This window comes from Natrononativus sp. DTA114, assembly GCF_059736515.1.
On record NZ_JCASSN010000002.1, the window covers coordinates 309,223 to 331,621 of the forward strand.

Annotated in this window: 22 protein-coding genes; 10 read left to right on the forward strand and 12 right to left on the reverse strand. The window is 67.5% G+C overall.

Annotated elements, in window-relative coordinates:
* The first annotated feature begins 35 nt into the window (after positions 1-35).
* The 7 genes from AC6I6S_RS09500 (at position 36) to thsA (ending at position 7,116) form a co-directional block, all read left to right on the forward strand.
* On the forward strand, positions 36-200 hold the full coding sequence (locus AC6I6S_RS09500) for a hypothetical protein (RefSeq protein ID WP_497949711.1): 165 nt from the start codon (positions 36-38) through the stop codon (positions 198-200).
* A 76-nt stretch (positions 201-276) separates the two neighbouring features.
* Complete coding sequence (locus AC6I6S_RS09505) at positions 277-1,062, forward strand: hypothetical protein (RefSeq protein WP_497949712.1); 786 nt, start codon at positions 277-279, stop codon at positions 1,060-1,062.
* Between the two features lie 202 nt (positions 1,063-1,264).
* Positions 1,265-2,506, forward strand: a complete 1,242-nt coding sequence (locus AC6I6S_RS09510) for a tryptophan--tRNA ligase (protein ID WP_497949713.1) — start codon at positions 1,265-1,267, stop codon at positions 2,504-2,506.
* A 99-nt stretch (positions 2,507-2,605) separates the two neighbouring features.
* Positions 2,606-4,030 carry an FAD-binding oxidoreductase gene (locus tag AC6I6S_RS09515; RefSeq protein ID WP_497949714.1) on the forward strand — a complete coding sequence of 475 codons (1,425 nt, stop codon included), beginning with the start codon at positions 2,606-2,608 and terminating at the stop codon, positions 4,028-4,030.
* 93 nt (positions 4,031-4,123) lie between these two features.
* A complete protein-coding gene (locus tag AC6I6S_RS09520) occupies positions 4,124-4,627 on the forward strand; it encodes a metallophosphoesterase family protein (protein ID WP_497949716.1) in 504 nt (167 codons plus the stop codon).
* 60 nt (positions 4,628-4,687) lie between these two features.
* Positions 4,688-5,245 carry a KH domain-containing protein gene (locus AC6I6S_RS09525; protein ID WP_497949717.1) on the forward strand — a complete coding sequence of 186 codons (558 nt, stop codon included), beginning with the start codon at positions 4,688-4,690 and terminating at the stop codon, positions 5,243-5,245.
* Between the two features lie 200 nt (positions 5,246-5,445).
* A complete protein-coding gene (gene thsA / locus AC6I6S_RS09530; protein ID WP_497949807.1) occupies positions 5,446-7,116 on the forward strand; it encodes a thermosome subunit alpha in 1,671 nt (556 codons plus the stop codon).
* 269 nt (positions 7,117-7,385) lie between these two features.
* Here the strand turns inward: thsA and AC6I6S_RS09535 are convergent, their stop codons facing one another.
* Complete coding sequence (locus AC6I6S_RS09535) at positions 7,386-8,753, reverse strand: DUF389 domain-containing protein (protein WP_497949718.1); 1,368 nt, start codon at positions 8,751-8,753, stop codon at positions 7,386-7,388.
* Positions 8,754-8,867: 114 nt separating this feature from the next.
* On the opposite strand from AC6I6S_RS09535, the gene AC6I6S_RS09540 reads away from it, so the two are divergent.
* The 3 genes from AC6I6S_RS09540 to AC6I6S_RS09550 all read left to right on the forward strand — a co-directional run bounded on the left by AC6I6S_RS09540 (position 8,868) and on the right by AC6I6S_RS09550 (position 11,507).
* Positions 8,868-9,857: an ornithine cyclodeaminase family protein gene (locus tag AC6I6S_RS09540; RefSeq protein ID WP_497949719.1), complete on the forward strand. Its 990-nt coding sequence runs from the start codon at positions 8,868-8,870 to the stop codon at positions 9,855-9,857.
* 97 nt (positions 9,858-9,954) lie between these two features.
* Positions 9,955-10,614: a helix-turn-helix domain-containing protein gene (locus AC6I6S_RS09545; protein ID WP_497949721.1), complete on the forward strand. Its 660-nt coding sequence runs from the start codon at positions 9,955-9,957 to the stop codon at positions 10,612-10,614.
* A 320-nt stretch (positions 10,615-10,934) separates the two neighbouring features.
* Positions 10,935-11,507, forward strand: coding sequence for a HalX domain-containing protein (locus AC6I6S_RS09550; protein WP_497949722.1), 573 nt, complete (start codon positions 10,935-10,937; stop codon positions 11,505-11,507).
* 12 nt (positions 11,508-11,519) lie between these two features.
* Here the strand turns inward: AC6I6S_RS09550 and AC6I6S_RS09555 are convergent, their stop codons facing one another.
* From AC6I6S_RS09555 to AC6I6S_RS09605, 11 genes are all read right to left on the reverse strand, one after another.
* Positions 11,520-11,747, reverse strand: coding sequence for a DUF7535 family protein (locus tag AC6I6S_RS09555; protein ID WP_497949723.1), 228 nt, complete (start codon positions 11,745-11,747; stop codon positions 11,520-11,522).
* 190 nt (positions 11,748-11,937) lie between these two features.
* Positions 11,938-14,595 carry a leucine--tRNA ligase gene (gene leuS / locus AC6I6S_RS09560; RefSeq protein ID WP_497949724.1) on the reverse strand — a complete coding sequence of 886 codons (2,658 nt, stop codon included), beginning with the start codon at positions 14,593-14,595 and terminating at the stop codon, positions 11,938-11,940.
* Positions 14,596-14,855: 260 nt separating this feature from the next.
* Entirely contained in the window at positions 14,856-15,080 is a 225-nt protein-coding gene (locus AC6I6S_RS09565) for a heavy-metal-associated domain-containing protein (protein ID WP_497949726.1), read from the reverse strand.
* Positions 15,081-15,086: 6 nt separating this feature from the next.
* Entirely contained in the window at positions 15,087-15,308 is a 222-nt protein-coding gene (locus AC6I6S_RS09570; RefSeq protein ID WP_497949727.1) for a heavy-metal-associated domain-containing protein, read from the reverse strand.
* 6 nt (positions 15,309-15,314) lie between these two features.
* On the reverse strand, positions 15,315-16,103 hold the full coding sequence (locus AC6I6S_RS09575) for a DUF2182 domain-containing protein (protein WP_497949728.1): 789 nt from the start codon (positions 16,101-16,103) through the stop codon (positions 15,315-15,317).
* Positions 16,104-16,163: 60 nt separating this feature from the next.
* Complete coding sequence (locus AC6I6S_RS09580) at positions 16,164-17,243, reverse strand: WD40/YVTN/BNR-like repeat-containing protein (RefSeq protein ID WP_497949729.1); 1,080 nt, start codon at positions 17,241-17,243, stop codon at positions 16,164-16,166.
* Positions 17,240-18,469 (reverse strand): Glu/Leu/Phe/Val family dehydrogenase, encoded by a 1,230-nt coding sequence (locus AC6I6S_RS09585; protein ID WP_497949731.1) that lies wholly within the window; start codon positions 18,467-18,469, stop codon positions 17,240-17,242. The genes AC6I6S_RS09580 and AC6I6S_RS09585 overlap by 4 nt, the downstream gene beginning before the upstream one ends.
* Positions 18,470-18,537: 68 nt before the next feature.
* Positions 18,538-18,897 (reverse strand): helix-turn-helix transcriptional regulator, encoded by a 360-nt coding sequence (locus tag AC6I6S_RS09590; protein WP_497949732.1) that lies wholly within the window; start codon positions 18,895-18,897, stop codon positions 18,538-18,540.
* Between the two features lie 82 nt (positions 18,898-18,979).
* Positions 18,980-19,300: a hypothetical protein gene (locus tag AC6I6S_RS09595; RefSeq protein ID WP_497949733.1), complete on the reverse strand. Its 321-nt coding sequence runs from the start codon at positions 19,298-19,300 to the stop codon at positions 18,980-18,982.
* Positions 19,301-19,488: 188 nt separating this feature from the next.
* Positions 19,489-21,015, reverse strand: a complete 1,527-nt coding sequence (locus tag AC6I6S_RS09600) for a cytochrome c oxidase subunit I (RefSeq protein ID WP_497949734.1) — start codon at positions 21,013-21,015, stop codon at positions 19,489-19,491.
* A 4-nt stretch (positions 21,016-21,019) separates the two neighbouring features.
* Complete coding sequence (locus tag AC6I6S_RS09605) at positions 21,020-22,372, reverse strand: transporter (RefSeq protein WP_497949736.1); 1,353 nt, start codon at positions 22,370-22,372, stop codon at positions 21,020-21,022.
* Between the last annotated feature and the right edge of the window lie 27 nt (positions 22,373-22,399).

The window sequence follows — 22,399 nt, forward strand, 5'->3', positions numbered from 1 at the left end:
ACGGTTTATCCTCCTCGCGCCCCTACGGCCGATCGATGTTGCCCACGAGCCACCGCTGCGTTTGCGGCGCGACGATCCGCTACCGTCAGGATCTCGACGTTCGCGACGGGACGACCCGCCGCCACTGGACCTGCGGCGACTGCGGGACGCCGGTGCCCGGATCGGTCGGGGAGCGGATCAGCCACCAGCATCCCTCGTGAGGTCGGCTCGGGCCGTCACTGAACGTCGGAGTCGAGCAGACACAAGATCTTTACCGAACTCGAGAAATTCGTAGCTATGCGCCGTCGTCGGGTCCTGGCTGTGACGGGCGCGCTCGTCCTCGCCGGCTGTAACGAAAGTTCGGACGGCGCCCCGGCTGCCGATCGGGACTCGTATGGCGTCGATGATCCCGTCCCGTCGTCGATCCCCGACGAGAACGCCGTCGAACTCCCGGAGTCAGTCGAATTCGTCGACTGTCCCGCCGACGCTCTCGAGCGTCCCGAAGAGGTAACCCGTCAGAACGCACGGCCGTCCGCGCTACGCCTCGAGATCGCCCGCGCCCGGGCAACGTGGGGCGGAGACGACGCAGACGATACAGGTGACGAACCCACCGCCCGCATCGGCGCCACCGGCGATCGATCGAACGGGGTCCGTGCGGACGTCGGGGTCTGGTCGCTGGAGGACTTCGAGTACGCGCTCGAACTCTGGCCGGGCGAATCCGTCGAGGACGCCCGTCGGATAGAGGCGGACGATCCCTCGCTCGAGGCCGAACCAATCGCGACGGCGATCGACGAGGCCCTCGAGTCGGGCGCGGAACGACGAGTTGAAGACGACGCTCTCGTGGCGGATCTCTACTACGGTACCGGGACGAGCCAGTTTCAGATCGTCGGTCGAGACGAGCCGGTGTTCGCGCAGATCGTGGCTCGGGAGGCTCACGCCATGGTTCGACACGGGCCGGAGTCGGTCGCTCACTACTTCTTCACGGAGGAGCGGGTCTACCGGGCGGACGAACCCGGTGAATTTCCGTCCCGCGGCGCGGCCTCCGTCGACCCCGACGACTGGCTCGCCCTCGACTGCTCCTGAGCCGGCGAAACGCTCTTCATCACGCGGCCGAAACGAGCGAGTAATGAGTGCCGCTCTCGCCTGGCGTCTGCGGTCGCCCTCGAGAGCGGACAGTGTCGCCGCCGCGGCCGACGCGGCCTAACCCGTCGTACGCGGCGGCGACGGCTCCCTTCGTTCTCCGTTCGGTATCGCCGACCAGCTACGCCACAGTTTCACCAGTACGATGACGAACACGGACGACACGACGACAGAATCGCAGCCGACCGACCGGAATCACGACTCGCAATCCGCAAGCGCCGAAATCCACGGGGACGACGGGTTCACCGTCACTCCCTACGCCGTCTCCGGCGAGGTCGAGTACGAAAGGCTCCTCGAGCGCTTCGGCGCCGACCCGCTCACGGACGACCAGATCGCCCGCCTGCCGGACCACCCGCTGCTCCGCCGGCGAACCTTCTACGCCGGCCGGGACGTGGATCGCTACCTCGAGGCGAGCGAGGCGGGCGATCCCCACGCGATCGTCACCGGCCGCGGCCCCTCGGGGCCGATGCATCTCGGTCACGTACTCCCGCTGTACCTCGCGAAGCGACTGCAAGCGGCCACGGGAGCGACGGTGTACGTTCCGCTGTCGGACGACGAGAAGTTCCTCGCGAAGGACCAGCGCTTCGAGTCGATCGGCGAGCACGCACGAGATAACCTCCGCGACGTCCTCGCGGTCGGGTTCGACCCCGAGCGCACCCGGATCGTGGTCGACACCGCCGACGCGGACGTGATCTACCCGCTCGCGGTGCGCCTCGCGAAACACCTCACGCCCGCGACCGTCGAGGCGGTCTACGGCGCACAGGAGACCGTCGGCCTGCAGTTCTACCCGGCGGTACAGGCGACGCACCTCCTGCTCCCGCAACTGGTCGCCGGTCGCCAGCCCACGCTGGTTCCGATCGCCGTCGACCAGGACCCGCACGTCCGGGTCTGCCGCGACGTGGCGGCGAAGGAGGCCCTGCCGGTCGACAAGCCGGGCGCGTTGCTCGGTCGGTTCCTGCCGAGTCTCGAGGGGCCGGGAAAGATGAGCTCCTCCGGCGACGCTCCATCGATCGAACTCACCGACGATCCCGAAACCGTCGCGGAAACGATTCGCACGCACGCCTACAGCGGCGGGCGGGCGACGCTCGAGGAACACCGCGAGAAAGGCGGCGATCCCGCCGTCGACGTGCCGTTTCAGTATCTTCGATTCTTCTTCGAACCGGACGACGACCGCCTCGTCGACCTCGAGCGCGAGTACCGCTCCGGGTCGCTGCTCAGCGGCGAACTCAAGGAGGTCGCGATCGATCGGATCACCGAGTTCCTGACGACTCACCAGCACCGACGGGAGGCGCTGGGGGAACTCGCAGCGGAACTCGAGCCCTACCGGCTCTCCGTGGCGGAGCGGCGGGCGGCGCTCGAGGCCGCGGGCGTCCCGCGTATCCCGTAATGAACGCCCCTCGAGGGGGCTTCTCGCCGTTTCTCTCGCCGGCCCAGTTCAGGGTGCTTTCCACATTCAATTATGATGAATGGTGTGGTACGCTCCCACATGGAAGAGACGAGAGCGAAGCAACCGATAGAACTGCCCGCGGCGGCGGTAGAAGAACTGCGACTCGGACTTCGGGGGATGCTCGTCCTCCCGGACGACCCCCGGTACGACGACACCCGCGCGGTCTGGAACGGAATGATCGACCGATACCCGTCGGCGATCGTCCGCGCCGCGGGGGTCGGCGACGTCATCGCGGCGGTGAACTTCGTCGGCGAGCACGACCTCCCGCTGTCGGTCCGGAGCGGTGGTCACAACGTCGCGGGGACGGCCGTCTGCGACGACGGCGTCGTGATCGACCTCCGGGACCTCGACTCCGTGCGGGCCGATCCGGACGCGGGAACCGTTCGCGTCGGCGGCGGAGCGACCTGGGCGGATGTGGACTGGGAGACGCAGGTGTTCGAGCTGGCGACGCCCGGCGGCGAGGTTTCGGAGACCGGCGTGGCGGGGCTCACCCTCGGGGGCGGGGTCGGCCAGCTCCGCCGAAAGTACGGGCTGAGCTGTGACGCGCTCCGCTCGGTCGACGTCGTCACCGCCGACGGCGAGTTCCTGACCGCCAGCGAGGACAAACACGAGGATCTGTTCTGGGCGCTCCGGGGCGGGGGCGGCAACTTCGGCGTCGCCACCTCCTTCGAGTTCGACCTGTACCCGATCGGCCCGGAGGTGTTGCAGGTGACCACCGCCTACGACCTCGAGGACGCGGAAAACGTCATACACGCGTGGCGCGAGTACACCGAGACGGCGCCCGACGAGGTCTCGAGCATGGTCGCCATCTGGGGCGTTCCGCGCCTGCCGGACCTCCCCGAAGAGCATCACGACGAACCCGTCGTCCTCGCCTCTGGGCTGTACGCGGGTCCCCAGGAGGAGGCCGCGGAAGCGCTGAAACCGCTCCAGGAACTCGCCGAACCCGCGATGGATCTGAGCGCCAGGATGCCGTACGTCGTCGCCCAGAGCGCCCTCGACGCGGCGGTGCCCGAGGGCGATCGCTACTACTGGAAGTCCACCAACGTCGAGGAGCTCACCGACGAGTTCGTCGACCGCATGGCCGAGCACGGACGCGAGCGCCCGCACCCGCGTGTCCTCATGATCCTCCGGCACATGGGCGGGGCCATCGCCGACGTCGACGAGCAGGCGACCGCGTACAGCCACCGCGACGTCGAGTACATGCTGAGCATCGACGGCATCTGGGAGGACCCCGCCGCCGACGACGCGAACGTCGCCTGGGTGCGGGAGGCGTGGGCCGACCTGCGCGCGCTCACCACGGGCGGCGTCTACCTCAACTTCCCCGGCTTCGGCGAGGAGGGCGAGGCGCTGGCTCGAGCGGTCTACGGCGACGAAACCTACGACCGGCTATCGGCGGTGAAGGCGACCTACGATCCGGACAACCGCTTCCAGTCGAACCTGAACATCGTGCCGGCGGCGCACTGAACCGTCGGATCGACGCCTCCGGCACGCCCGGTGGTCCGACTCGTTGCGCCCCTCGCCAGAACACTCTTTGTCCCCGAGAACGCGTCGAACCCCATGCAGCTCGGTCTCATCGCGGACACCCACGACAACGTCGAGGCGACCAGGCGAGCCGTCGAGATCTTCGAGGAGGAGGGCGTCGAGATCGTCGTCCACTGCGGGGACTTCGTCGCCCCGCCCGTGATCGCGCTGTTCGAGGGGTTCGAACTCCACGGCGTCCTCGGCAACAACGACGGCGAGGTGTCGGGCCTCGAGGCCGCGTTCGCCGACCTCGGAACCGAAAGCGAACTCCACGGCCGGTTCGCCGACCTCGAGTTCGACGGGCTCTCGCTCGCGGTGCTCCACGGCGAGTCGCTGGCGGAAGTCCGTGCACTCGCGGAGAGCGAGACCTACGACTACGTCTGCTACGGGCACCACCACCGACGTGAGCGCGAGCAGATCGGTCGGACCACCCTCGTCAACCCCGGGGCACAGTTCCCGACGATCGAGGACGACCACCGCACTGTCGGGATCCTGGACACCCGCTCGGAGACGGTCCGGTTTCGGTCGGTCCTCGAGTGAGATTCTCACCCTGATCCTGCGGACCAAGGGCTTAACACTCCTGAGGAAGTAGTTCAGGGCATGCAGCACGTGAAGATTCCGCAGGACCGCATCGGCGTTCTCATCGGCGAGGGTGGCGAGACGATGCGCGAGATCGAGGCGGAAGCCGAAGTGCGACTCGATATCGACTCCGAGAACGGCTCCGTCGCCGTCGAAACCGTCGGCGACCCCGTTCGCGGGCTGAAAGGTCCCGAGATCGTTCGTGCGATCGGGCGCGGATTCGCGCCCGAGGACGCCATGGCGCTTCTGGCCGACGACATGATGCTGTTCGATCTGGTCGACATCGACGCCGCCTCGAGAAACAAGAACGACATGAAACGACAGAAGGGACGGCTCATTGGCGAGGGCGGTCGGACCCGCGAGCTCATGGAAGAGCTCTCCGGCGCGTCGGTCGTCATTTACGGTTCGACGCTGGGGATCATCGGCACGCCGCCCCAGGTCGACGCCGCCCGTACGGCCGCGGAGATGCTCCTGGACGGCGCTCCCCACGGTACCGTCTACTCATTCCTCGAGGAACGACACAACGAGATGAAACACCAGGGGATGCAGTACCACCGGTTCCCCGGCGGCCAGTCCTGACTCGCCGGTAGCTCCGCACCCCGCTGTCTCCGCTTTCTCGCCGCGATCGATCTCCTTCTCGAGCGTCACACGTATAAAAAACCCGTTGGTACCGTCTACCAAATCACCGAACCCGCTCGCGTGTTGCGGTTTACCGTGGCGCATACCGAAGGATTTATGTAGAATACCAATCAATCCCTCTACTGACTATGGCACAACAGATGGGCAACCAGCCCCTTATCGTTCTCTCGGAGGACAGCCAGCGAACCTCCGGCAAAGACGCACAGTCGATGAACATCACGGCCGGGAAGGCGGTCGCGGAGGCCGTACGCACCACACTCGGCCCCAAGGGGATGGACAAGATGCTCGTCGACTCCTCGGGCGGGGTCGTCGTCACCAACGACGGCGTCACCATCCTCTCGGAGATGGACATCGACCACCCGGCGGCGAACATGATCGTCGAAGTCGCCGAAACCCAGGAGGACGAGGTCGGCGACGGCACCACGAGCGCCGTCGTCGTCAGCGGTGAACTGCTCAAGCGCGCCGAGGAACTCTTGGAGCAGGACATCCACGCCACCACGCTCGCCCAGGGCTACCGCCAGGCCGCCGAGAAGGCCACGGAAACCCTCGAGGAGATCGCCATCGACGTCGGCGAGGACGACGACGAGATCCTCCACCAGATCGCCGCCACGGCGATGACCGGCAAGGGCGCCGAGAACGCCCGCGACCTGCTCGCGGACCTCGTCGTTCGCGCGGTTCAGACGGTCGCCGACGAGGAGGGCATCGACACGGACAACGTCAAAGTCGAGAAGGTCGTCGGCGGCAGCATCGACAACTCCGAACTCGTCGAGGGCGTCATCGTCGACAAGGAGCGCGTCTCCGAGAACATGCCGTACTTCGCCGAGGACGCGAATGTCGCCATCGTCGACGACGCCCTCGAGATCAAGGAGACCGAGATCGACGCCGAAGTCAACGTCACCGACCCCGACCAGCTCCAGGAGTTCTTAGAGCAGGAGGAGGCCCAGCTCAAGGAGATGGTCGACCACCTCGTCGACGTCGGCGCTGACGTCGTCTTCGTCGACGGCGGCATCGACGACATGGCCCAGCACTACCTGGCCCAGGAGGGCATCATCGCGGTTCGCCGCGTCAAATCCTCCGACGCCAAGCGCCTGGCCCGTTCGACGGGCGCCCGCGCGGTCTCGAACGTCGAGGACATCACCGAAGACGACCTCGGCTTCGCCGGCAGCGTCGCCCAGAAGGACATCGCGGGCGACCAGCGCATCTTCGTCGAGGACGTCGAGGACGCGAAGGCGGTCACGCTGATCCTGCGGGGCGGCACCGAGCACGTCATCGACGAGGTCGATCGCGCCATCGAGGACTCGCTCGGCGTGGTTCGCACGACCATCGAGGACGGCCAGGTGCTCGCCGGCGGCGGCGCGCCCGAGGTCGAACTCAGCCTCGCCCTGCGCGACTACGCCGACTCCGTCGGCGGCCGCGAGCAACTCGCGATCGAGGCCTTCGCGGACGCCCTCGAGGTCGTTCCCCGCACCCTCGCGGAGAACGCTGGACTCGACCCCATCGACTCACTCGTGGAGCTTCGCAGCGCCCACGACGGCGGCGACACCGCTGCCGGACTGGACGCCTACACCGGCGACACCATCGATATGGGCGGTGAGGGCGTCTACGAGCCCCTGCGCGTCAAGAGCCAGGCCATCGAGAGCGCCACCGAGGCCGCGGTCATGCTGCTGCGCATCGACGACGTGATCGCCGCCGGCGAACTCAAGGGCGGCAAGACCGGCGACGACGACGACGAGGAGATGCCACCAGGCGGCGGCATGGGTGGCGGCATGGGCGGCATGGGCGGTATGGGTGGAATGGGCGGCGCGATGTAGGCGAGGTGCGGTAACGCCGCACCTCGAGAAGGCGAACGGCGCCAGCCGTGAGCCAGGCGCAGTTCGGAGCGAACGAAGTGAAGTGAGAACCTCGAGTATGCGAACGGGCGCTTCGCGCCCGTGAGTCGCGAGATCCGCAGGATCTCGGAAAGTCGAGCGGGGAACATCGTGACCCGCGAGGCGCGGTGAAACCGCGCCACCTGCCGTCCAACCCGTACCGGTCGACGACTCATTTCCGATTTTTGGCGACGCGTCCCACGCAGCGACGGCTACGCCGCGATTCGAGCCCCGTTCCCACCTACCGGCTCGAGTCCCCGCGTCTCGTCCTCGACGAGATCGAGACTGTCGTCCGACGACTCCCACCCGGCCTGGGAGTACTCGACGAACTGAACCTCGACGGTGACCTCCTCGCCGGTCGCGGCGAGGATTCGATCTCGGACGGTGTACTCGAGACCCGGATTCTCCACGTCGGCCGGCTTCGCGACGGTTACCGTCACCAGTTGATCGCTCGAGAAGACGCCGCGGCTCGTGTACTCCGTGGAGACCGAGACGAGGTCGAGTTCCTCGTACTCGGGTTCCTCGAGCGTGGCCTCGATCTCCGACTTGGCGCTGCTCTCGAAGGCGATGTGCTGGGCGGTCATGAACACCGTCAGCACGACGACGAGAACGAACACACCGGTCGCGAAGGCGTACGCACCGGTCCGAACCGACAGCGAGAGATCGTCGCGGACAGTGTCGAGCAGGGCGGTTCGGTAGCCGAGGACGTAGAAACCGACGTAGGCGGTGAGGTTGATGCAGACGACGTTGACGAGCAGGAGGACGAGCGCGCCGAGGGCGATCTGCGGACGCCACCAGGCGAGGCCGATCGCCGAGGTCGCAGCCGAGGGGACGATCGCCGCTGCGACGGCGACGCCGGCGACGGCCGTCGAGAGGTCTTCCGCCAGCGCGAACGCGCCGGCGGCGCCCGCACAGACCGCGATGGTGATCGCGAGCACGTTCGGCGTCTGGAACAGCATGATCTGGTCGATCCGCGAGACGATCACCGAGGCGGGGACGGAGCCGGTCCACTGGACCAGGAGGGCGACGAGGAGCGCGCTGACGTACGCCGCGAACAGCCCCACGACCTGGGTGAGGAGGCTGTCGACGACCATCTCGTCGTCGTCCACGACGGTGCCGACGCTGCCGGCGAGCAGCGAGCCGGCGAACGGCGCGATCACCATCGCGCCGACGATGATGATCGCCGAATTGAGCAGGAGGCCCGCGGCGGCGACGGCGCCCGCGAGTGCCGCGAACGTCGTGTACGAGAGCCGTCCCGGCTTGAGGTCCTGGACCTTCGCGCGGAGTTCGCGGTGGGTGATCCCCCGTCTCCCCTTCGGCCCTTCAGCGAACCGGCCGGAAATCTCGTCGGCCTCGACGCCGATCCCTCCCTCCATGTTGATGAGTCCGACGTAGGTTTCCTCGTCGAGCCCCTCCTCCCGGAGTTCGCGCAACACACCGTCGACCGCGCCAGTCGGCACCGGAACGTACGCGATCGCGCCGCCGTCGTCGGCATCGACGAGGAAACACTCGAGTCCGAGCGAGTCACAGCTCTCTCGAACTTGCTCCCGGCGATCGTCGTCGATCGAGAGTTGTAGCAAACGCACGAGTGATAGTACCTCCGTATACCGGCCCAGAATAAGTCGCTGTGGATTCCGTTCGCCGCCAACGCGCCTTTAGCATGAACTAAGTGGGGTCCCGCAATATTCGCGGCTATGCAAACGCTGCTTCTCGACAGCGGGGACGTCGATGCGAACGCCAAAATGGCCGACGTCGTTCGCGCGGTCGAAGACGCCTTCGCGGCCTACGAACACGGTGACGCACAGATGCCCGCAAAGTCCTATATCGATCTGCCGCAGTACAACGGCGACTTCCGGTCGATGCCCGCCTACCTCGACGCGGGCGACTGGGACGCCGCCGGCCTGAAGTGGGTCAACGTCCACCCGGACAACCCGCGCGATCACGACCTGCCGACCGTGATGGGGACGATGATCTACTCCGACCCCGAAACCGCGTTCCCGCTCGCGGTGATGGACGGAACCGAACTCACAATGAAGCGAACGGGCGCCGCGGCGGCCGTCGCCACCGATTACCTCGCCGTCGAGGACGCGACCAGCCTGGGTATCGTGGGCGCGGGGGTCCAGTCGTACACACAGCTCGACGCCATCAGCCAGATCCGCCCGATCGAAAAGGTCGTCGTGAGCGATCTCGATGAGGAGCGCGTCGAACGGTTCATCGACGCCTACGGCGACGAGTTCGACGTCCGCGCTGGCTCGATCTCGGAGGCAGGCCACTGTGACGTGCTCTCGACGGTGACGCCGGTCGAAGAGCCGATCGTCGGTCGCGAGGACGTCGCTTCCCACACGCACATCAACGCGATGGGCGCCGACGCCGAGGGGAAACAGGAACTCGCCGACGAACTCCTGAAAGCGGCGACCGTCGTCATCGACGACCACGCACAGTGCACCCACTCCGGCGAGGTGAACGTCCCGTACAACGAGGGCGTCATCACGGACGACGACATCTACGGCGAGATCGGCCAGATCGTCGTCGGCGAGAAGGAGGGTCGGACCGCCGACACCGGCGTCACGATCTTCGATTCGACGGGGCTGGCGATCCAGGACGTCGCCGCCGCACACGTCGTCTACACGCACGCGAGCGACCACGAGAACGGCTCTCCGTTCGATCTCCTCGGCCTCGAGTAGTCGCTGCAGTCTCTTCAGCGGGGGCGTTCTTTCATCGGAATAAATTATTTAATTATGGGTACTACTATCCGTCTGCCCGTTCTGAGTGATGGGTACAGTGAGTATCGTCGCAGCCTGTTCGATCCCCGCCCGGGCGTTTGCCCTCGGACGTGCACTCGCAGGCGACTCCGAACTGACGGTGCAGTTCGAGAGCGTCGTGCCGACAGATCAGGGTAGCTTACCGTTTTTCTTCGTCTGGGACGACGACGATCAGACCGAGTTCAGACGCGGCGTCGAGCACGAACCCGCCATCGAGGCTCTTCGGATCGTCGACCACCTCGAGAACGGCGTGCTGTACCGCGTCGAGTGGAACACCGCCAGGAGCGAGTTCGCGAGCGTGCTCGCCGAAATCGATGCGACGCTGCTCGAGGCGGTCGGTACCAGCGAGGAGTGGCGGTTCGAGCTCCGGTTTGCAGACCAGGCGGCGCTCGAAGAGTTCCAACGTCTGACCGAGGAACTCGACGTCTCACCCAGGCTGGAGAGTCTCAAAACAGAGCAACGTACACACGCCGAACTCCCGTACGGGCTCACGAGCAACCAGCGGGAGACGCTGATTCTCGCGTTCGAACGCGGCTACTTCGAACGACCACGGGAGATCACGCTCGAAGAACTCGCCGAGGAGATCGGCGTCTCGAGTGCGGCGCTCAACGGCCGACTCCGACGCGGACTGACGAACCTGCTGTCGGAAACGGTGATGCGTGGCCGGCGAGGACGCTGACGCTGTGATGCACAGTATATAATCCCCCTAGGTGTCGAACTGTTTCCTTTAACCCACTGGCTGAAATAGACGAAGGCGACGCACGCCGTGCCGATAGATCAGACAGCTGTCGGCACGCTTCCCACAGACAGATTCCACCCGAGGACACGAGGATACGATACGAGGATGCCGACATCTCTAGCGAAGGGCCCGAGTTACCGGACAGACAGGAACGGCCGTGGCCCGCCGGATCTGCCCCGTCGAGGCCACCAGTCGACCGTCACGGACGACCGGACGTCGACGATCGATCTCGCGCGCCGAGCGCCGTTGCGGTGGTCCCGGTGACGGAGGAGTTGACCGTCCTCGTCGTCGAGGACGAGACGGCGATCGCAGAGCAGTTCGCGAACTGGCTTCGCGAACGGTATACGGTCCGTCTCGCCTACGACCGGGCGACCGCACTGGAGTCTCTCGACGAGTCGCTGGACGTGGCACTGCTCGACCGACGACTCCCCGACGGCTCTGGAGAGGAGATCCTCGCCGAGATCCGCGAGCACGGCTACGACTGTCGGGTCGCCATGGTTTCTGCGCTCGAGCCCGATTTCGACGTGCTCGATCTCGGTTACGACAGCTACGTCGTCAAGCCGGTTTCCGACCCGGAGACGTTGTACGACACCGTCGAACAACTGCTGCGTCGGTCGACGTACGACGAGCAGATCCAGCGGTTGCTGTCGCTCTCCTCGAAGCGCGCCGACCTCGAGGCTCGCACGAACGTGGGGGAACTCGAGCGAAACGAGGAGTACCAGGGGCTGGTCGAGGAGATCGAATCCATACGGACGGCCCTCTCGACGACGATGGACGGCCTCGGTGACGAGGACTTCCGAGCGGAGCTCTCCGAACCCGTTGAAAGCGAGTGACGAACTCGCCGGTCAGTCCGAGCCACCGCTGAGCCGGTCGAGGAGGCGAACGAGCAGCCACAGCGCGATGGCGACGGGAAGCAGCGGCAGGAGGAGAACGACCAGTCCGAGAAAGATCACCCAGCCGATGACGTCCATCTCGGGATTGATCCGACCGCTGTACGGCGGTGTGACTGTTCGGAGCGCCTCCCTCGGAAGCGACTCCTCGTCCTCCCCGGCCGCCGTGTTCGCACGACTCATACCCGTTCGTACGCGCGGAACGCGAATAAGTGGTGTGGCAACAGTTGTCGATCGACACTGTCACGCACGGTGACTCGCACTTGCTCAGCGGAAAGCGTCCCGAGCGTTCGGAGGGATTGTTGTGAGTCATTTCCGCGACAACCGCGACCCGTTCTGCGGTTGCATCGGTAAATCGTTACAACAGACCGTCTCAGTCTTCGATCTCGATCGCCGGCCGACCGGGTTCGGCGTTCTTCAGGACCTTCTCGTCGACCGCCGCGGCGCGGACGACGCTGACTGGCGCGTCGAACTCCCGCTCGAGCAGCCAGGCGGCGGCCTCGAGCGCCTCGTACTCCTCCGCTGGCGACAGCGTCATCGACAGCGCCTCACGTTCGGCCTGCAGATCCTGGCCGTAGCTCGCGGCGGCGTCGCCCTGCTCGCGGATGTGCGACTCGCCCATGAGTTCGCCGATCAGGTTCGGTGCGTCGCTCTCGACGGCGATCTCGAGGGCGTCGTACTTCCAGTCGGGCGCGACGACGACGTCGATCCCCTTGGGGTCCTCGATGCCGGCGACGTCGACGATCTGGCGGACGTCCTCGCGGGTGTTCTCGACCAGTTTGCGCCGCTTCTCGACGGCATCGCGGTCGATTCTGGCTGCGGGCCAGTCGGCGTCGACGACGAACCCGTCGTTGCCGAGGTCGTCGTACAGTTCCTCGGCGATGTGCGGTGCGACGGGAGCGAGCAGGCGCACGACTGCCGACAGGCCGCGCTCGAGGGTTTCGGCGTGTGGCTCGGTGTAGTCGGCGTACTGACGCAGCGTGCGCGTGAGGTCCTGGGTTTCCCGCAGCGCGGTGTTGAACGTCAGCTCGTCGTACTCCGCAGCCGCGATGGCGATCGTCGCGTCGATTTCGGCGTCGACGTAGCTCGCGACGGCGCCGTCCGCGCCGTCGGGCTCGTTCTCGCTGAATTCCGCGATCAGCTCCGCCAGACGGCCCAGGTAGGCGTTCGTCGAGCGGACGCCCTCCTCGCTCCACTCGAAGGCGCGCTCGGGCTGGGCGGCCTGCATGATGAAGAGCCGGGCAGTGTCTGCGCCGTACTCCTCGACGATCCGCTGTGGCGAGACGGTGTTACCCACCGACTTCGACATCTTCTCGCCGTCGAGCTGGACCATCCCCTGCGCGAGCAGGTTCGTAAAGGGCTCGCGGTGTGCCAGTCCCTCGTGGTCCGCCAGCACCTTGGTGAAAAAGCGGGCGTACAGCAGGTGCATCACGGCGTGCTCGATGCCGCCGACGTACTGGTCGACCGGCATCCAGTCGTTCGCCCGCTCGAGGTCGAAGGGAGCGTCCTCGAGATCAGGCGAGACGTACCGCAGGAAGTACCACGAGGAGTCGACGAAGGTGTCCATCGTGTCGGTTTCGCGGGTGGCGGAGCCGCCGCAGTCCGGACAGGTCGTCTCCTTCCACTCATCGGCGGCGTCCAGCGGGTTGCCGGTGGTGTTGATGAACGCCGGCAACTCGACGGGCAGGTCCTCGGCGGGGACGACGACGGGCCCGCAGTCCTCGCAGTGAACCACCGGGATCGGCGTCCCCCAGTAGCGCTGGCGGGAGATCCCCCAGTCGCGCAGCTGGTACTGGGTGGCCCACGCGGCGCTCTCGACGTCGTCGGTGAGGCGGTCGCGAGCCGCCTCGCTCTCGAGGCCCGAGTACTCCCCGGAGTTCACGAGCACGCCGTCGTCGGTGTACGCACCCTCGCTCACGTCCGGAGCGTCGGGAACGGAGTCGCCGTCCCACTCGTCGGGTTCCGGGGCGACGACGGGGGTGATGTCGACGCCCATCTTCGTCGCGAAGGCGTGGTCGCGGTCGTCGTGGCCGGGGACGCCCATCAGCGCGCCCGTGCCGACGTCGGAGAGGACGAAGTCGGCGACGAAGACGGGAATCTCCTCGTCCGTGGCCGGGTTGGTCGCGGTCAGGTCGGTCGCGACGCCGTTGGGCTCGTCGCCCTCGGGGTCGGCCACCTCCGCGACGAAGTGGCTCACGTCCTCGTCTTCTTCGGCCAGTGCCTCGCTGATCGGGTGATCCGGCGCGAGCGCGAAGAAGGTCGCACCGTAGATGGTGTCGACGCGGGTGGTGAACGCCCTGACGGAGCCGTGGCCGGAGATCGAAAAGTCGAGTTCGGTCCCCTCCTGGCGGCCGATCCAGTTGCGCTGCATCTGGCGCACCGAGTTGGGCCATCCCTCGAGGTCGTCGATCGCTTCCAACAGTTCGTCGGCGTACTCGGTGATCCGCAGGAACCACTGCTCGAGTTCGCGCTGCTCGACGGGCGTATCGCAGCGCCAACACAGTTCGGCCTCGCCCTCGACCTGTTCGTCGGCGAGGACGGTCTCGCAGTGGGGACACCAGTTCACTTCGGCGTCGCGGCGTTCGACCAGCCCCTCGTCGTGAAACCGCGAGAAGAGCCACTGGTTCCACCGGTAGTACTCCGGTGTACAGGTGGCGATCTCGCGGTCCCAGTCGTAGCCAAAGCCCATCGACTCCATCTGGCCGCGCATCGTCTCGATGCAGTCGAACGTCCAGTCGCGCGGGTTCGTGTCGCGGTCTTTGGCCGCGTTTTCGGCGGGGAGGCCGAAGGCGTCCCACCCCATCGGGTGGAGCACGTCGTCGCCGCGCATCCGTCGGAACCGGGCGTAGGCGTCCGTGATCGTGTAGTTGCGGACGTGACCCATGTGCAGTTTGCCCGAGGGATAGGGGTACATCCCGAGGACGTACGTCGGGTCCTCGACGTCGTCGGGCGTTCGGTAGACGTCCGCCTCGTCCCACGCTTCCTGCCAGCGTCGCTCGACCGCCGCGTGATCGTATCCCGCGTCACTCATTATATACTATCTGTGGACGGGACGCGCTTCTATACCTTTCTATACGACAGATCGGGTAAGTCTCGCATCACCGCATCGCTCGAGCGGGGAACTCGCGGATTCCGCGCCGGGTGCCGACTGTCGCTCCCGTCGCGACGGTGATCGGTAATTCATACCGTCGGATAGAAGGCAATGAGAAGGTGGTCGAAAAAGTGTTGCCGTCGCCGCCGAAGACGGTAGCGCTCGCGCGACTGCTCTTCGAGTAGTTCTGTCCGACAGTATCAGGGAGCGATCGGATCGCAGTCACGGACGATGTAGCCGACCGAGCGGACGGTTTCGATGAGCTCTGCCTGCGAGTTCGGAGCGGCGCCGACGACGACCGTTCCGGTGTCGGCGTCCGCCGCCGTGCTTCTGACGATGCTGCGTTTCGCGAGCGTACGTTCGATCAACTGTTCGCAGCCGATACAGCTCATTCCGTCAAGGGTGAGTTCGTAGTCGGTAGTCATCGTGAATCAGGGGGACATCGGGTCACAGTCACAGACGGTGTAGCCGATCGATCGGACGGTCCCGATTAGTTCAGCCGCCGAGTCGGGGGCGGCCGAGACGGCGACCGTTCCGTCGTCGGCGTCCGCTGCGGCGCTCTCGACGATCGTCCGTTCCTCGAGCGTGCGTTCGATCAACTGTTCGCAGCCGATACACCCGATTCCCTCGACGGTGAGTTCGTAGTCGATCATTGGAGATCAGGGAACGAGGGGGCCGCCAACTGCAATCGTGAGGGCGCCAGCGACGAGGAGGACGATGCCCGAGGCGATGCTGCTGTTTGCGCCGCGGTCGGCGAGGCGCTCGAGGGAGACGAGCAGGGTCAGCCCGAGCATGACGAGCGTGTTCATCGAGCCCAGGCCGACCATGAGCGCGAACAGCGCCCAGGTGCAGCCGATACAGCCGACGGCGTGTACGAGGCCGTTCCGGACGGCCTCGGCGAGGTCGGGGCGATCGGAGACGGTGTGACAGGCCCGGCAGTGAGCCAGCAGCCGCCGTTTCAGCGGCGTGAGCTGGTAGGCGCCGGCCAGCACCAGCAGTCCGCCGACGAGCAGCGAGCCGGTGGCCATCGCGCTGTCGTAGATGCCGAACACGGCGTCGACGGCCAGCGGGACGGCGCCGGCGACCGTCCAGGCGGCGGCGTACGTGCCGAGGAAGACCGCGAGCGCGGTCACCGTCCGACGACGCGGACCACAGAGCTCCTCGCGGTAGCGACGAACGGCCGGCACCATCGAGGGGAGCATCATCGCCATCATCATCGTTCCCCACATGAGGAGGTAGGTGACGACGCCGTAGAGGCCGTTTGTCGTCCCCATCAGTTCGGGGACGCCGGGGGCGGTCATCGGGGCGTCGACGCCGCCCGCCATCGGAAGCGAACCCGAGAGTAGGACCAGCCAGAGGAAGGCGACCAGGCCGTAGATGCCGGTCGCGACGAGCGGGACGGTTTCGAGGTCTATACGATCGGCTATCGTGGGTGTCTCTATCGACATAGTTACTGGATTGAACCGCTGCTGATCGGGGATCGGTACAGTACGGCGAGAACGATGGAGTCAACTCGAGTCGCTCGAGGCGTCGGCCGGTCGCTCGAGGACGGTACCGCCGGCGCCGACGGCGACCGACGGTCCGTCCCGGGCGAGAACTGCGAGATCGGACAGCGACTGTTCGGTTCCGGTTTCGATCGGTTCCCAGCGGACGCCGGTCGCCCCCTCGTAGAGTCGGCCACCGGTCGCGGCGGCGAGCGGAGCGTCGCCGTCTGCGGTGATCGCCTGGAGCGCCCCTTCACCGACGTGTAGCGGCGTCCAGTTCTCACAGACGGGGTCGTACTGGTAGGCGATCCCGTCGCTGCCGGCGACCAGGATCGTCTCCTCGGTCGCGGCGACGTCGTGGAAGTCTACCTCGGCGTTTCGGATGCCGATGCGCTCCCACTCGCCGTCGGTGCGGTAGACGCCGCCGCTCGTGTCGATGGCGTAGAACGCGTCGCCGTCGGTCGTCAGCCCCGCGATGGTCGACCCGCCGCCCGGTTCGACGACCTCGCCCCAGGCGGGACAGCCGTCCTCACAGGCGGCGTCGAGCACCTCGCCGGAGCCGTTGGCGATCCGGATCCGTTCGGTCCCGGCCGGACCGGCGACGGTGACCGCCTCCCAGGTGCTCGTCTTCTCCATCGGCGCCGAGTAGTCACTGATCCGGTCGGCCGTGACGTCGTAGACGCCGAGCGCGCCGCTGTCGCCGGCGAACCAGACCCGCTCGCCGTCGTCAGTGGCGTCGATCGACCGGAGCGTGTTCGCAGCGACACCGGGGCCGCGCTCGGCGACGACCGACCACTCGCCGTCCCGGCGGGCGAGTATGATTCCACCCTCGCCGCAGGCGTACGGCCCGCGGGCAGTCGACGCGACGCCGTGGAGTGCCCGGTCGGTCGGCGCGTCGACGACCTCCCAGCCACCGTCCGGGACGATGCGGTGATCGGTGTCTTCGTCGTCTTCGTCTGGATCGTCCTCATCCTCTTCGTCTTGATCGTCCTCGTCGTTGCTCGAGCCGTCCCTGAGACTTTCCAGGAGGTACGCAATCGAGCGCCGGGCGTCGTCGGCGAGCGACCGCAGCGCGTCGGCGACCTCCTCGAGAGCGGCCGTCATCGAACCACCTCGTGGGCGGCGGCGACGCGGGAGAGCGCGACCGAGTAGGCGGCCTCGCGCCAGCTTCCACCCTGGGACGCCCGGCTGGCCCGGACGGATTCCCAAGCGTCGACGACCGCGTAGCCGATCTCGTTCTCGAGTCGCGCCTCGCTGAGGTCGCCGAAACTGCCGTCGTGATTCCACTCGAGAGCGCCGGCGACGACGCTGCCGACGTTGGCGAGCACGTCGGGAACGACCGCGACGTCTCGATCGGTGAGCCGGTTCTGGGCGCCGGGGGTGATCCCGCCGTAGGTTCCCTCGACCACCGCGTCGGCGGCGACGGTGTCGGCGTTCTCGGCGGTTAGCGTCGTCTGGGGGGCAGCGAGCACCAGCACGTCGACGTCTCGCTCGAGGACGGCGTCGGGATGTGGAGAACCGCCGTCGCAGCTGGTCGCCTTCGGCTCGTCGCCTTCGACCGCGAGATCCGCCGGCGTGTCGACTGGACCGCGACGATCACAGGCGGCGACGACGCTCGCACCCCGATCGTCGAACGCGTCCGCGGCGGCCGTCCCGACGTCGCCGTGGCCGTAGATGGCGACCGTCGCGTCCTGGAGCGAGCGACCCTCGGCGCCGAGGACTTCCGCGGCGGCCAGTGTGAGGCTGCGGCCGGCGATCGTTCCGGCGGCGTCGGGACCGCCGACGGCCGCGGGATTTCCGACGGTGTCGACGCGCGATCGACCGGCGGCCCGACTGCCGCAGTGTGTGAGCTGTGCCATCGTTCCGGCGTCGGTGCCGGCGTCGGGCGCGTGGATGTCGTCTTCGACGGCGGCGACGCGGTCGACGTACGCGTTCGTCAGGCGGCGTTTCTCAGCGCGAGAGAGCGCCGCTGGATCGACCCTGATGCCGCCGGCGGCGCCGCCGAAAGGGGCGTCCGCGAGTGCCGCCGTCCAGGTCAGTGCAGTTGCGAGCCCGACGCAGGTGTCAGCGTCGAGCGCGGGGTGGTACCGATGGGGGCCGAACGGCGTCCCGCGAGTGTCGTCGTGGTGGACGCGGACGCCGTCGAACAGCTCGAGGCGGCCGTCGTCGCGCTCGAGGGGGACGGTGAACTGCTGGATGTGCTGTGGTCGGAGCAGACGGTTTCGGCCGTTGTCGGGCGCCGAAAGCGTCCGCAGCGTCTCTTCGGCGAACTGCCGCGGGAAATCGAGGCGATACTCGGACCAGATGGATGATGGTGTGGTCTGTGTCATTGGGGGTCTCGTCGGTGCGTTTCGGGAGGAAGAATGCGGCTGGCACTGTGAACGACCGTATTCGGCGCTTACTCGTCGCGACGCCGGAGACAGCGCCGTTCCCACTCGTGGTGTTCGGCGAGTCGTCTGGCGGCACGGCTGCTCAGTCGGTAGGCGTTGGTGCGTCCGTCCAGCGGCCGTTTCTCGACGTAGCCGTCGTCGACGAGGTCGCCCAGGTTCTGGTAGAGCCGGCCCTGATTGACCTCGTCGTCGTAGTAGCGATCGAGTCGCTCCTTGATGACCAGCCCGTTCGGGTTCTGATCGGCGAGCAGCTGGATGGTGAACAGCTGATCGCGCTTGAATCCCGTCAGGCTGGTCAACGGCCGTGGCGTTCGCACCGTTTCGGTACTCGGATCCGCAGGGTCGTCGATCGTGGGTTGCCAGCTCATGCGGTGACATCGGCGGAGATTCCGCCGAAACCGCGTGCGGGGGTCGAACCCGCTCCCGGCCCGTCCGGACGCGGCGAGACAGTTACGGTCCGTGCTCCTCGCGATGTTCGCGGTAGAGAACGCCGACGAAGGCGGCGAACGGGCAGAGCCCGGCCAGCACGAGCACGAGTGCGACGTACATCGTCGCCGGCAGCGTGAGCGCCGTAATGAAGTACGTCAGAAGGGCGATCGCAGCACCGAGCAGGAGCACGATGCTCGCGAGGACGAGCCCGAAACTCAGCTTTCGAAGCTGCCAGCCGAGGTTTTCGGACCGTTTGAGCATCTGGATCAACACGACGACCGGCGGAATCGTCAGTGCGACTAGCTGTAGCAACATCAGCGCGACGTCGGTGGTTTCTGTCATGGGTGGTTGTGGTGGTGAGAGAACCGGAATTTCGAACGGATATTGTGATCGGAAATCACAAATGGTGGTGACGTTCCCAGACCGTTGCAGCGGGCGTCGCGTGCGGGAGTCGAACCCGCTCCCGGCCGGATCCGGACGCGACACGAGCGTCTCGACGACGGCGGAAACGGTCGTTCGTTGAACCGAGTTCAGGGTCGTTCGGAATCGTTCGTTTCGCAACAGGAAGCGGCCGCCTCGAGCGACCACGGCTCGTCTGCGGGTGGTCCCGACCGGATCGTCCGGACGAGCAGCCAGACGAAAACGAGCTGTCCGGCGGCGACGAGGAGCGCGCCGACGGTTGCGAGCTGATGTCCCGGGGCGTAGGCCGCGGGATAGGTCGCGGCCCGGCGGGGGAGGCCGACGAGGCCGAGTCCGAGCAGCGCGCCGAACGCCAGCGCGACGCCCGCGGCGGTGAGCCAGACGTGGAGACGGGCGAGGCGTCTGTCGTACCAGCGGCCGGTGAGCACCGGCAGCCAGTAGTAGACTCCCGACAGGAGCGCGAACCCGACGAACCCCGCGAGCATCAGATGGAAGTGAGCGACGACGTAGTGGGTCCCGTTGTACAGCAGGTTGATCGGGACCGCCGCCAGCAGGACGCCGGTCGCGCCGCCGACGACGAAGAAGGCGACCGCGGCGATCGAACACTGCATCGGAACGGTGAGCCTGATCGCACCCCGCCAGAGCGTGGCGAGCCAGGTGAACAGCTTCGCCGCACTGGGCAGGGAGACGGCGAGCGTGACGGACATGAACGCCAGGCGAGCGTGCGGGTTCATCCCCGTGGTGAACATGTGATGGCCCCAGACGGTGAACGCCAGCACGCCGATCGCGAGCGTGGAGTAGACTGCCGAGCGCCGCCCGATCAGCCCGCGGCCCGAAAACTGCGCGAGAACCCGGCTCACGATCCCCATCGGCGGGAGCACGAGGACGTAGACCAGCGGATGAGCGAAGAACCAGAACAGGTTCTGCCAGCCGATCGGTCCAACGCCCGAGGTCGCGAAGAACCCGGTTCCGAGGTTCCGGTCCGCGCCCAGGAGCACGACCGCGAGCGCGAGGACGGGAAACGAGAGGGTCGCCATCGCCGCCGCCGTCGCGACCGACCAGCTGAAGACGTCGATCTCGAGCGGCTCGACCGAGCGGCGGCGGACGACGGTCGCGAGGAGGCTCGTCGCCGCACACACCGTGGCGAGAACGACGAGCAACAGCCCGGCGAGCAGGAGATCGACCGCCGGGTTCGACATCTCCACGCTGAGCGGCGGGTACAGCGTCCAGCCGGTCGCGACGGGGGCGAGTCCGGCGATACCGAGCACGGTTCCGATCGCGCCGGAGCGAATTCCGACCGCCGCCGGCACGAGTAGCCAGAACCCGACTCGAGCGAGCCGAGGGAACGCGATCCTGCCGGCGCCGACCGACGGCGGGACGGCCGCGTAGGCGAACCCCCAGACAGCGGGCGTGGCGAACAGGAACAACATGGTCAGCCCGTGGGACGTAAAGAACGCGTCGTACGTTCGGACTGACCAGAGCCCGGCGTCGGGGGTGACCAGCGCGAGCCGCAGGAACAGCGCGTCGAGGCCGCCCCACAGCCCCATCACCAGGGCGAACCAGAGGTGGCGCCGCGCGAGTCGCCGCGCGTCGGTTCCGGCGGCGGCCACACGGGGTTCGCGAGGCAGTCGTCCCATCGGATCACCGCCGCGTTCGCAGGAGTTCTCGAACCCCGAGCAAACCGACGGTCGTGGCGAGGGCGAACGCCGCGACGGGGCTGATCGCGTAGAGGACGCCGCCGACGAGCGGCGCCGGAACGAGGCCGACCTCGATCCCGCGGACGACCGTTTCGACGCGAGTCGCGGTTTCCGACCCCCGGGACACGGCGGCGGGGTCGTCCTGCCTGTGTGGCGATCGGCCGCCGAGCGTCGGGCGAAGCGGTCGAATCGCCGTTCTGGCCCCGAACAGGACGAACAGAGCGGCGAGGACGACCACGTTCGGCGGCGCGGCGACGACCGCCAGGGGGACGAGCGCGACGGCAGTGAGTCCGCCGACCCGGAGCCACCAGCGGTCGACGGCCGCCCGCTCGAGCGCCGGCCGGGCGAGCGTGCCACAGAGCGCGCCGGCGGCTTCCGCGAGCACGAGCAATCCGAAGACGGCGAGCGGCGGGAGGGTGACGACCCCGACCGAGAGCGCGACGCCGTGGTAGCCGACGACGACCAGGACGAGAAACAGCGACGAGAGCGCGGTCGCCGACCGGACCAGCCCGTCGCCGAGGACCGTCAGGCGGACGTCGTCGGGGAGGTCGGCGTAGGCCTCGCGGACCCCCTCGAGCGTGAGCGGCGGGCTCGAGACGGCAGCCGAGGGGGCGGTGATGAGAGTGCCCCGTCCGACGACTGCCCGCGCGATGACGGCCACGAGGCCGGCGGCAACGCCCAGGGCGGCGACGAGCGCGAAGCCGGTTTCGACGGTGTCGCCCCCGGTGAAGGCCGCCGTCGCGAGCGCGGCTGCGCCCCCGGTGCCGAGAGCGCCCGCGACGGTGCGGGTTCGGTGCCCCTCGAGCCAGTGGCAGCCACCGTCTCTGTTCTCGGCGGCGGCCGGTGACCTTCCTCGACCGGAGAGCGGGCCGTCCTGCGCGAGCCCGCTGCCGTCGGCCCCGAACGGCGTCCCGGAGGCGAGTGCGGTCCACAGCGCCAGGAGGGAAGCGCCGGCGACGATCCAGCCCACCGGCGTCAGCGGGGTGCCGAGCAGGGCGTCGAGCGAGGGCGCGCCCGCCCACAGCAGCAGCCCGACCGCGGCGAGTGCCGTCGAACCCAGGGCGACCGCCGCGGGCCTGACCGTCGTCGTGTCTGCGTACCGGGCACCGACGCCGACCGCCAGGCCGACCGTGGCGACGAGGCCGGCGACGACCGGCCCCGCTCCCTGTGTCGCTAGAAACTCCGGGAGCGTTCGTTCGGCCAGCCGGAGTAAGCCGTGGAACGCTACGAGCGAGCCGACGAGGACGAGACCGGTTGGTCCCGGTTTCGCGTCGGCGTGAGGTGTGTCGGTGGACATAGTGAAGGGGAGGCTGTCGTATCGACG

What these genes read in the sequence shown, in the direction of transcription:
- AC6I6S_RS09525 (WP_497949717.1), top strand. Translation starts at nt 4,688, where the DNA reads ATGCAGCACGTGAAGATTCCGCAGGACCGCATCGGCGTTCTCATCGGC.
- AC6I6S_RS09515 (WP_497949714.1), top strand. Translation starts at nt 2,606, where the DNA reads ATGGAAGAGACGAGAGCGAAGCAACCGATAGAACTGCCCGCGGCGGCG.
- thsA (WP_497949807.1), top strand. Translation starts at nt 5,446, where the DNA reads ATGGGCAACCAGCCCCTTATCGTTCTCTCGGAGGACAGCCAGCGAACC.
- AC6I6S_RS09520 (WP_497949716.1), top strand. Translation starts at nt 4,124, where the DNA reads ATGCAGCTCGGTCTCATCGCGGACACCCACGACAACGTCGAGGCGACC.
- AC6I6S_RS09590 (WP_497949732.1), bottom strand. Translation starts at nt 18,897, where the DNA reads ATGAGCTGGCAACCCACGATCGACGACCCTGCGGATCCGAGTACCGAA.
- AC6I6S_RS09585 (WP_497949731.1), bottom strand. Translation starts at nt 18,469, where the DNA reads ATGACACAGACCACACCATCATCCATCTGGTCCGAGTATCGCCTCGAT.
- AC6I6S_RS09595 (WP_497949733.1), bottom strand. Translation starts at nt 19,300, where the DNA reads ATGACAGAAACCACCGACGTCGCGCTGATGTTGCTACAGCTAGTCGCA.
- AC6I6S_RS09575 (WP_497949728.1), bottom strand. Translation starts at nt 16,103, where the DNA reads ATGTCGATAGAGACACCCACGATAGCCGATCGTATAGACCTCGAAACC.
- AC6I6S_RS09565 (WP_497949726.1), bottom strand. Translation starts at nt 15,080, where the DNA reads ATGACTACCGACTACGAACTCACCCTTGACGGAATGAGCTGTATCGGC.
- AC6I6S_RS09555 (WP_497949723.1), bottom strand. Translation starts at nt 11,747, where the DNA reads ATGAGTCGTGCGAACACGGCGGCCGGGGAGGACGAGGAGTCGCTTCCG.
- AC6I6S_RS09540 (WP_497949719.1), top strand. Translation starts at nt 8,868, where the DNA reads ATGCAAACGCTGCTTCTCGACAGCGGGGACGTCGATGCGAACGCCAAA.
- AC6I6S_RS09500 (WP_497949711.1), top strand. Translation starts at nt 36, where the DNA reads ATGTTGCCCACGAGCCACCGCTGCGTTTGCGGCGCGACGATCCGCTAC.
- AC6I6S_RS09510 (WP_497949713.1), top strand. Translation starts at nt 1,265, where the DNA reads ATGACGAACACGGACGACACGACGACAGAATCGCAGCCGACCGACCGG.
- AC6I6S_RS09580 (WP_497949729.1), bottom strand. Translation starts at nt 17,243, where the DNA reads ATGACGGCCGCTCTCGAGGAGGTCGCCGACGCGCTGCGGTCGCTCGCC.
- AC6I6S_RS09570 (WP_497949727.1), bottom strand. Translation starts at nt 15,308, where the DNA reads ATGATCGACTACGAACTCACCGTCGAGGGAATCGGGTGTATCGGCTGC.
- AC6I6S_RS09600 (WP_497949734.1), bottom strand. Translation starts at nt 21,015, where the DNA reads ATGGGACGACTGCCTCGCGAACCCCGTGTGGCCGCCGCCGGAACCGAC.
- leuS (WP_497949724.1), bottom strand. Translation starts at nt 14,595, where the DNA reads ATGAGTGACGCGGGATACGATCACGCGGCGGTCGAGCGACGCTGGCAG.
- AC6I6S_RS09605 (WP_497949736.1), bottom strand. Translation starts at nt 22,372, where the DNA reads ATGTCCACCGACACACCTCACGCCGACGCGAAACCGGGACCAACCGGT.
- AC6I6S_RS09505 (WP_497949712.1), top strand. Translation starts at nt 277, where the DNA reads ATGCGCCGTCGTCGGGTCCTGGCTGTGACGGGCGCGCTCGTCCTCGCC.